The sequence below is a fragment of the Prochlorococcus marinus str. SB genome (assembly GCF_000760115.1).
In the GTDB taxonomy this organism is placed as follows: Bacteria; Cyanobacteriota; Cyanobacteriia; order PCC-6307; family Cyanobiaceae; genus Prochlorococcus_A; species Prochlorococcus_A marinus_D.
The window spans coordinates 1,229,403-1,237,529 of sequence record NZ_JNAS01000002.1 but is presented as its reverse complement, the minus strand read 5'-3'; the positions used below and the strand labels follow the sequence as shown (position 1 = coordinate 1,237,529).

Below are 8,127 nucleotides of genomic sequence, written 5' to 3'. Positions count from 1 at the left end.
CATGACATCATCAACAGCTGTTGTACCTGCGTTACCACCAATGACAGCTACAGCCAATGAATCTTCACCAGTGAATGATGTACTCAAATCCATTGCGAAATCATAGGTGAATGTTGTTACTCCACCATCATCTCCTTCGTCAATAGTACCTACGTAGAATGTAGAACCGAATTCTGCTGTGGTTGTATCAGAGAAAGAACCAGCTTCAATATTGTTGAATCTAGCTTCTAAACCGTCTATACGGCTGTTTGTAACTGCAATTTCTTCTGCAGCATTGAAGTCATTAATAGTGACTTCGTTCGCAGTTACTGCCATAGGCGCTAAAAGGCCTAATGATGCAGGAGCTACGAGCAAGCTCTTAAAAAGCTTCATAAATTTCCTCACACGAAATTTAAAGGACACTTTAAGATAGTGTATTTAGGCATACAAAATCAAGTATCAATGAATACATTTTTGTATAATTTGTGCCAGTTTCTAAAGTTATACAATCAGTTTTTCTTTAAGGAAAATAAATTATTCAGCTTTTACCTGCATTATTAATTATGTGATTTAAATTTTTTTTGAAATTTTGAAAGAAACTTTTTGTGTTTTATATTTTTTCTTTTTTTTACTATCAACTGCATCAACGTACCATCCAGAAGCCAACCTAGTATCAATTTCCTCGTAACTTTCTTTTTGATTTAATTTGTTTAAGGATTTCTTTTTATAATCCATAAATTATCAAATTTTGACATCAATAAAAAAAATATAGCATTTAAATACAATTTGAGCAGTAAATTAATTGGCTGAAAATTTTAATAGAGTTTTAAAAATTATTTATGGTGGTTTTTCCTTTCCCGAAATCTTTAGAAAAAAGAAAAAAAAACTTTTATTTCCCTCGACGGAAAAAATAATTAGTTATATTTTTAAAAATTAAAAACCTGAGGAGCACAAGGTCAAATGACTCACTTAAATCTTATCGTCAATTCTCTACCTAGAGATTTACTCGAATTTGTTTTTTTTCTTGCAGTAGGTTTCACGGCAGGATCAGTAGGAATAATTTAAATTTACTTTTAATAAATATCTTCTTAATTCACTCAAATTAGAACTTGAAAAAAAATTAAAATAAAAAACAAACGAAATTTTTTTTCAACAATTATTTTTTTCAAATAGAAATAATTGAATGAACGGGAAAACCAATTTTTGATCTGCCTTTCAATTTATTCAGTTCAACAACGGTTATTAAACCCATAACCTCCTTCCTTTGTTCTTGTAGCAACCTCGAGACACAATTAACTGTACCTCCTGTAGCTAACAAGTCATCTATAATTACGAAAGAATTGAATTTTTTCAGGGCTTTTTTTTGTATTGAAAGAGAATTTTTTCCATATTCCAAATCATATTCTCTAGTTAATATATTTCCTGGCAGTTTTCCTGGTTTTCTTGCGACAATCATGGGTTTTGATGATTCTAGAGCAACTGCAGAACCAAAAATAAATCCCCTCGCATCTATTGAAATTATTGCTTCAGCATTTTTTAACAATTGATTTGAAGACATTTTTAAAATAAGTTCCTTAAAAATATATGGATATTGAAGAATTTCTAGAATGTCTTTAAAATCGATACCTTTTTTTGGAAAATCCTCATAGGTGATAATCAAATCTTCTAATTTTTTCATACTTCTAAGTCTCGAAAGCAATTCAGATGGAAATCCTTTTGGAATTCAATTTATATTATAGATATGTCGTAATTTAAAAAATTTCAAACTCACTCTAGGTAATTTCTTGGTTTGGATAAATTAATTTTTAAAATTCATAAAACTTTTTTTTCTGAAAATACTAAGATCATTTTCTGGCCTAAAAAGCGATTTTTTTGTGAATTATAAGAATTTGTTCTTTTTAGATGACTGTTATGAAGTAAGTTATGAGCGCAGCTTGATAGCAACGGTACTTTAGGTGCACTTTTTGATTGAGTTCAGAAGTATTACAAAATCTTGAAATTACTATCTTAAAAAAAACAAATCTTGTTCTCTTAGTGTTTCTGTGACAACAGCAAAGGTGCTAAAACTGGTGCTAATACCTTTCTTATTTGAATCATAAAAGTGCACTTTTCTTAAATTACTAATCAATAAAATATAAATTTTTGAAATTCTTGTAGCAATGTAGAAAAATTCCTGTGGATAACAAAAATTCAAAAATCTCTTGATCATTTCTAATTTGTTGAGTAGTGGAAGCCCAAGAAATATCAAAGTAAAAATAAAAAAGTGCCACAAATAAAAAGTATAAAGATAAATCTTTACTTGGAAAAGCCTTTATATTTTTAAATTTCCTCCATCCAAACCATCCAAGAAATATACAGCTTATTTCAAAAATTGGATCCAACAAATAATTGTGAAAAAAAGGTAAGTTATGAAAATTAGTTTCCCCTTGAACATTTATGTAAGAAATAGAGTTGATTCCAATCCCAGTTATTCGCTCTCCCCAACTAATTTCTTCGCCTGCTATTACAAATGACAAAAAAGCAATCAAAAGCCAAATAATTGAATTTATGTTTTTCTTTCTTTTTGTTCTTGCATAGATCGATAATGCCAGAATAGAGGATATTGCATATTCAATAAACTGAATCCATTCTAATGGGCCATCTTCACTTCTTAGCCAGTCAAACCAACTTATACCAATTAAATCCCTACCATATGGAAGAATATAAACAAAACCATAAATAAATAGTAAGTAAAGAATTGGGAAAAGGCTTACTTGAGGAAAAATAACTCCCCAAGGAGTTTTGATCTCTTTATTCATTTAAGATATAAATTAAAAAGTTTAATATAAATTTAATATAAGTTGAAAAATAATATCGAACCTCAAATGTCTAGGCTTTAGTAAATTTTTTTAAATTCGAAAAAAATTATTTAATTAGTTCTTTTATAGATGACTACTATGAGTTAAGATCTTATGTGCGGGGCGTGGCGCAGCTTGGTAGCGCGGGTGCTTTGGGAGCACTAGGTCGCAGGTTCGAATCCTGTCGCCCCGACTCTTAAAAACCAAGTCATACTAGAGAGTTACCCAAACTCTCTTTTTTTATGTTTATGTCTCAAAGTGAGAAAGGGGAGCTGTAGGGGGAGCTCACAGGATGTACTTTGATGTATTTAGTGCCTAGAAATAGCTCCTGAAGATACTTGTTTTCTTCCAACCCTCATCCAGTAGTTGTTTGTATTCCTTCCGAGCTGCTTCGATAGTTTCAACTCTGCTTCCTTTCATAACTGGTTTACTACTTCTCTTATAAACACAACCATAACTAATCATCATTGCATCAATACTAGGACTAGGCTTCGATACATCTTCAAATGGTTCAAATACTTTTATCCTATTTCTTTCATTATTTATAAGAATAAATCTCTCCATTACTTGCCTTTAGATAAAAGATAATTTAAAAAAATACCTCCTGAAACTAATAAACATCCCATAGCAACAAATCCAAGTAAATCTATTAATGATTTATCAGTATTTATTTTTAAAAAAGTTAAAGCAAAAGCTATTGGAGGGAATAATAATATTGCTTTTGGAATGAGCGCCTGATTCCATTTCTTTATATTTGTATCTTCTTCGTTTAGCTCTTGATACATCTTTTCCAGTTTTTTTCTTTCTTCTTCCATTAAATAAGCAATAACCACATGATTGCTCCCATACTAAAAATTAAGCTCCACCCTTGCGAGTTAATTTTCACTGATAAATATCGAGTAATTTTATATAAATTCCTAACAGTACTAATATTGCTAAACCTCCTCCAATAAGTATATTTGGTTGATTATTCCAAAGATTAGTTAAATATTCCATAAAAAAATTACTCATTATACATAAAGTAATTTATTTGAAATATTCAATCAGTGCTGATTTTAATCTCTTCTTTTTCTTCGGTTAACTCCTTTAATTCCTCTTTAGGTTCTTCAGGCCATGCAATATCAAATCTCGCAATCTCTTCCGTCTCGAAGCCCTCAGGATGACGAGTACAAATTTTCTTTCTTCTTACAAAAATATGATCAACTCTTTTTTCTTCATCAGGAGTTACTATCCTTTCTAGTTCTATCACTTCTGTGAAGGGAGTTGATTTAAGTTCGTTAGTGGGTTTTGCCATTTTTTTGCGGGATGTAAAAGCTTTTTACCTGATTCTGCGTAATTTCTCGTGTTCCATAACAAGATATCTTGAAGAAATTAAAGATGAATATTTTAAATAACTCCAGGAACGATTTGTCCAGTTGTTATGTATGCTCCCACTAAAGCAATTAGACCGACGAGAGCAAATCTGCCATTTAAATTCTCTGCTCTTATTTTTTGAGGATCAATATTTCTTGATTGATTTTTATTTTCCATTTAAAAAACTCCTGGGATAAGCTGACCTGTTGTTAAATATGTCCCCACTAAGATCATGAAAGCCATCATTGCTGGTCTTCCAATAGCTCTGTTGAGAATATCTTTATTTGAATCCATTGTTAATTAAAGAACTGGTTTCTAAATATTACTTAATGTAAACAGATGCCGAGATATGGTTGTATCAAATGATTCACCTGACACAGAAATGCGTTAAAAATGTTGCAAGCTTTAGTTATTCAAACTATTGAGTTACGTTTTTGAGATTTTTTTAGTTTAAATTTATTGCTTTGTAAAAATGGCATTTTGATTAGTCAACCAAAATAATAGAAAAATAAAGAATGATAATAATGCTCCAGGAAGGATTGCTATGAAGAAGAATTCTGTTGTTAATTCTGCATCAAAAAAATATAAATACATTTATATCTACTCAGTGAATATGTTCTGCCTCATTATGGTTGTGATGATTGTGACCATGAGCAATACCTAATTCATGCATCCTTGCATGCTCTTTAATGGTGTCTCTTAACTTATAAGATGATGGTCCAACTGTTGTATAAATCCCATATCCAATTGAGCCAAATAGTAAAATTCCAACACTACTCAAAAGTAGAAATAAAGTTGGATCTTTGATTGTTCCTAGCATTTTCAATAAATCAATTACTAAATAACCCTAAATATCTTGAAAGATTTATTCAAGTTCAAAATTTATAAAATAAAGCAGAAAAAAGCATTCTTAAATATAAAGATTAAATGGCTAGATTGTATATAAAACAATAAAAATCAAAATTTTTAATCACAAAATAATACTTATTAAATATTTGCCAAAGTAAAAAAATAACACTTTAAGGTTATTATCTTTTGAAATAGATTGATATAAAAGGATTTTATATTTTAAATTTAATCGCACGAAATTTACCGTGACTTGTATTATTTGATATTGATTAAAATTAGACCTCTAAACTAGTTTGGATTTAATTAAATGGTATTAGCATATGGAAGTTTTGCTTTTTGCACTTTTTTTTATTAGTGCTCTTATTTTTTTTATTTCAGGTAAGGATGATTTTGGAAGAACCAAAAATAAATTAATTATTCAGGAAAAGGAAACGTTTAAAAAAGAGGAAAGCATCGAACCCTCTTTAGAAGTCAAAAAAGAAGCATAATAAAAGCAAATTAATCAAGTTATTTATGATTTATGGGTTTGCCTATTTAATGATGGTTCTTGCTATTAGTGCAGGTTGGATTATTCTTGCAGTCTTAAAAAAACCTGGTTTTATTGAAAAACCACTTAATGAAGTGAAGAATAAAATAAGACCTTTTCTAAATCCAAAAGATGATCAATGAAATCATTTCATCGACCTACTTCATAAGAGGCACTAGGTCGGATAGGGGGGAGCTACAGGGGGAGCTGAGCATATGTATTAAGTATGTAGGAGTATGTACTTTGTACAACATTGAGACTCAAACTCATTTGTACCACTAACCTAAACCCTAGTTATAGCAGGAAAATATTGATAAATCTCATTTAATAGATCGAGTGCTTTGGGAGCACTAGGTCGCAGGTTCGAATCCTGTCGCCCGAACTCTTAAAAACCGTGTCATACTTAGGAGTTACCCAGACTCTCTTTTTATTGGATGTAGTCTCATATTGCGAAAGGGTAGCTAGAAGTGTAGCTCGTGGTAAATACTTTGATGTATTTAGTGCCCACTTTTGCAGAAATAATTATCCCCAAAAAATTTTATTTTTAAGTAATTACGAGTCCTACAGCTCTAGAAAGTGTTAATCCAAAAATATCAAGAACGACAAACCCGTTGAGAATTCTAATAGCTCTAGCAACATCTGTTTCGCAAACACCATGCTCTGTCGTATCACTTACAACAACTGAGGCAGTTTTTGCAAAATAACTAAATGGAGTTGGCTTTTTATCAAAAGTGATTGCTTCTTTACCTATACCTATTCTTGATAAGTGATTTAATCTCCAATACCACCATGAAAATCCAATTAATACTATTGGTACAAATAAAACTAATTCAACTAATAGTAACACTGGATCTTTAAGCGGAGAAACTAAAAGCAAATTCATCGATACAAGTTCCAAAAACCATGCAAAACTCAAGATGATGCCATAAATATCACTTGCTCGTCTTGATTCCTTGCCCAGAAGACCCCAAATTATTAACCCAATAATAAAAATTAAAAATATAGCACCTAAGGGATGTTCATAATTAGTAAATGAATCCAAAATTAGATGAATATTTTCCAACAGTTTTTTAACTGGAGATTCTTCAACATCTTCAAGATTTAAATTTCTGTCAAAAGAGACTGAAAAGAAGAAAGCTACAGTGAGGATATATATCTCAAGAGGTTTAAGTATTCTTTTTATCATTATTTAATGCACTATTATCAAACTATCTTAAAGAAAAGGTTTTAATAATTAGAGTAAATTTATACAATTTAGAATTGCCATATAGAACCTCCACCGTTGGAGTTCTCATCACCATATGTTGCTAAGCCATATTCGGCATTTAAATTAAAAATACAATATTTATAAATTATTAAAAATACCTCCTTTAAGGTCTACCATCATCAGCAGTATGTTCAATATATCTTGCAACTCTTGATGAAATGATCAAAGAAAATATTACAAGTATAAGGAATAATACTAATAAGCTTTCTAAGGAAGAAAAATTTTATACATAAATGGATTATCCATGAAGTATTTACATAAAAGAAGCTGATTGTTTCAGAGTTTTAATCAACTCTATAAATTATACTTACCTATATAAATTTTATATCTAAGGTGTTAATTACAAAATTTAAAAACTTTTCACAATTTTAAATTCTTAATAAAGACAATCTTTTATAGTAATTTTATTTTTAATTATTCAGTATGCGTTATAAAATTTTTGCTGCATTGACTTTTTTAATTGTATTTTCAGGCAGCAATGCAACTTTTGCAAGGAGTCAGCTTTATCAAGGAAAATGTGGCTTCCTTTTATCTAACTCTTTTACGGATAGATGTAGTGCTCTTTTTAGTAAGGGTATATTGACACTAATGCCAAGTGGAGGACCACAAGAAAGAATTTATCCTACCCAAGTCGAGAGTTACTCTCTTTCTAGCGAAGAAACAATAAAAGTAAATGAAGATATTGATAAATGGCAAAAGCTATTCCCTGAGCAAACTAGGGGATTCTTATTCTTTAAAAAAAAGACTGGAATACCGAAATGGGTAGTCGATGCCACCTCAAAAAAAGTGACTCAACATAAATTTATAATAAATTACATAGACAGTAATCTTCTACCTAGAAAAGCATTATTTGTTTTAAATGATGAGGGTCAAGCAGCATCAATGCAGTTGTCCTTAAGAAAGACCACAAGTTTATATTTGGGACAAAAAAGGGTCCCAGGAGGACCTTTAAGTCCTGCTTTTTCAAGAAAAATTACTAGAGAAGTAGAGAGAAAATCTGAAAGATTAACTGGGCTTTGTGCAGCGGGTATGTATGAGGATTCCCTACCAATCATTTCAGAACTAAATTCTTATGTGGATAATACAATTAATGAAATTTCAATTTTTGAAAATTATGAAATAGTTGCTGATAAAATTGAAGGAGATGCAAACGTTGCTGTTGCTTTTTGTGAAAATAAAAAAGTTCAAGACATAGCTGATGCAAAAGAAGCCGAGAGGATAGCAAGAGAAGCAAAGATTGAAGAAGAAAAAGAGAAAAGAATATCAGCCTTTGAGATGTTAAGTTCTTACTAAATTTAGAAAATTATAACTTTTAA

Annotated in this window: 13 protein-coding genes, 1 tRNA gene and 1 pseudogene; 4 read left to right on the top strand and 11 right to left on the bottom strand. The window is 30.4% G+C overall.

What is annotated here, in order from left to right:
* The 4 genes and pseudogenes from EV02_RS0109065 to EV02_RS00030 all read right to left on the bottom strand — a co-directional run.
* Window positions 1-354 (bottom strand): annotated as a pseudogene (locus EV02_RS0109065) (porin); the annotation flags it as partial.
* Window positions 355-549: 195 nt separating this feature from the next.
* On the bottom strand, window positions 550-714 hold the full coding sequence (locus tag EV02_RS09720) for a hypothetical protein (RefSeq protein ID WP_193742664.1): 165 nt from the start codon (window positions 712-714) through the stop codon (window positions 550-552).
* Window positions 715-1,144: 430 nt separating this feature from the next.
* The gene (locus EV02_RS00025; protein WP_032520428.1) at window positions 1,145-1,657 is read right to left on the bottom strand and encodes an adenine phosphoribosyltransferase; all 513 of its coding nucleotides are present in this window, start codon (window positions 1,655-1,657) and stop codon (window positions 1,145-1,147) included.
* 442 nt (window positions 1,658-2,099) lie between these two features.
* Window positions 2,100-2,777 (bottom strand): hypothetical protein, encoded by a 678-nt coding sequence (locus EV02_RS00030; RefSeq protein ID WP_032520427.1) that lies wholly within the window; start codon window positions 2,775-2,777, stop codon window positions 2,100-2,102.
* Between the two features lie 158 nt (window positions 2,778-2,935).
* Here EV02_RS00030 and EV02_RS00035 point away from each other — a divergent pair.
* A tRNA-Pro gene (locus EV02_RS00035) sits at window positions 2,936-3,009 on the top strand.
* Window positions 3,010-3,131: 122 nt separating this feature from the next.
* Here EV02_RS00035 and EV02_RS00040 read toward each other — a convergent pair.
* The 6 genes from EV02_RS00040 to psbN form a co-directional block, all read right to left on the bottom strand.
* A complete protein-coding gene (locus tag EV02_RS00040; RefSeq protein WP_032520425.1) occupies window positions 3,132-3,380 on the bottom strand; it encodes a DUF1651 domain-containing protein in 249 nt (82 codons plus the stop codon).
* The gene (locus EV02_RS00045) at window positions 3,380-3,631 is read right to left on the bottom strand and encodes a hypothetical protein (protein WP_032520423.1); all 252 of its coding nucleotides are present in this window, start codon (window positions 3,629-3,631) and stop codon (window positions 3,380-3,382) included. Before EV02_RS00045 ends, EV02_RS00040 begins: the two co-directional genes overlap by 1 nt.
* A gap of 224 nt (window positions 3,632-3,855) precedes the next feature.
* The gene (locus tag EV02_RS00050; protein ID WP_032520422.1) at window positions 3,856-4,110 is read right to left on the bottom strand and encodes a hypothetical protein; all 255 of its coding nucleotides are present in this window, start codon (window positions 4,108-4,110) and stop codon (window positions 3,856-3,858) included.
* Window positions 4,111-4,202: 92 nt separating this feature from the next.
* Complete coding sequence (locus EV02_RS00055; RefSeq protein ID WP_011818670.1) at window positions 4,203-4,346, bottom strand: high light inducible protein; 144 nt, start codon at window positions 4,344-4,346, stop codon at window positions 4,203-4,205.
* Window positions 4,347-4,463, bottom strand: coding sequence for a high light inducible protein (locus tag EV02_RS00060; protein ID WP_011818671.1), 117 nt, complete (start codon window positions 4,461-4,463; stop codon window positions 4,347-4,349).
* A 310-nt stretch (window positions 4,464-4,773) separates the two neighbouring features.
* On the bottom strand, window positions 4,774-4,989 hold the full coding sequence (gene psbN, locus EV02_RS00065; protein WP_011818673.1) for a photosystem II reaction center protein PsbN: 216 nt from the start codon (window positions 4,987-4,989) through the stop codon (window positions 4,774-4,776).
* Window positions 4,990-5,338: 349 nt separating this feature from the next.
* Between psbN and EV02_RS09715 the strand changes: the two genes are divergently transcribed.
* Both EV02_RS09715 and EV02_RS09870 read left to right on the top strand, forming a co-directional pair.
* Complete coding sequence (locus tag EV02_RS09715; RefSeq protein ID WP_011818674.1) at window positions 5,339-5,506, top strand: hypothetical protein; 168 nt, start codon at window positions 5,339-5,341, stop codon at window positions 5,504-5,506.
* A gap of 49 nt (window positions 5,507-5,555) precedes the next feature.
* Window positions 5,556-5,687 (top strand): hypothetical protein, encoded by a 132-nt coding sequence (locus EV02_RS09870; RefSeq protein WP_275040704.1) that lies wholly within the window; start codon window positions 5,556-5,558, stop codon window positions 5,685-5,687.
* Window positions 5,688-6,088: 401 nt separating this feature from the next.
* On the opposite strand, the gene EV02_RS00070 is transcribed toward EV02_RS09870, so the two are convergent.
* The gene (locus EV02_RS00070; RefSeq protein ID WP_052043504.1) at window positions 6,089-6,730 is read right to left on the bottom strand and encodes a hypothetical protein; all 642 of its coding nucleotides are present in this window, start codon (window positions 6,728-6,730) and stop codon (window positions 6,089-6,091) included.
* Between the two features lie 504 nt (window positions 6,731-7,234).
* On the opposite strand from EV02_RS00070, the gene EV02_RS00075 reads away from it, so the two are divergent.
* The gene (locus EV02_RS00075; protein WP_032520420.1) at window positions 7,235-8,104 is read left to right on the top strand and encodes a hypothetical protein; all 870 of its coding nucleotides are present in this window, start codon (window positions 7,235-7,237) and stop codon (window positions 8,102-8,104) included.
* The last annotated feature ends 23 nt before the right edge of the window (window positions 8,105-8,127 follow it).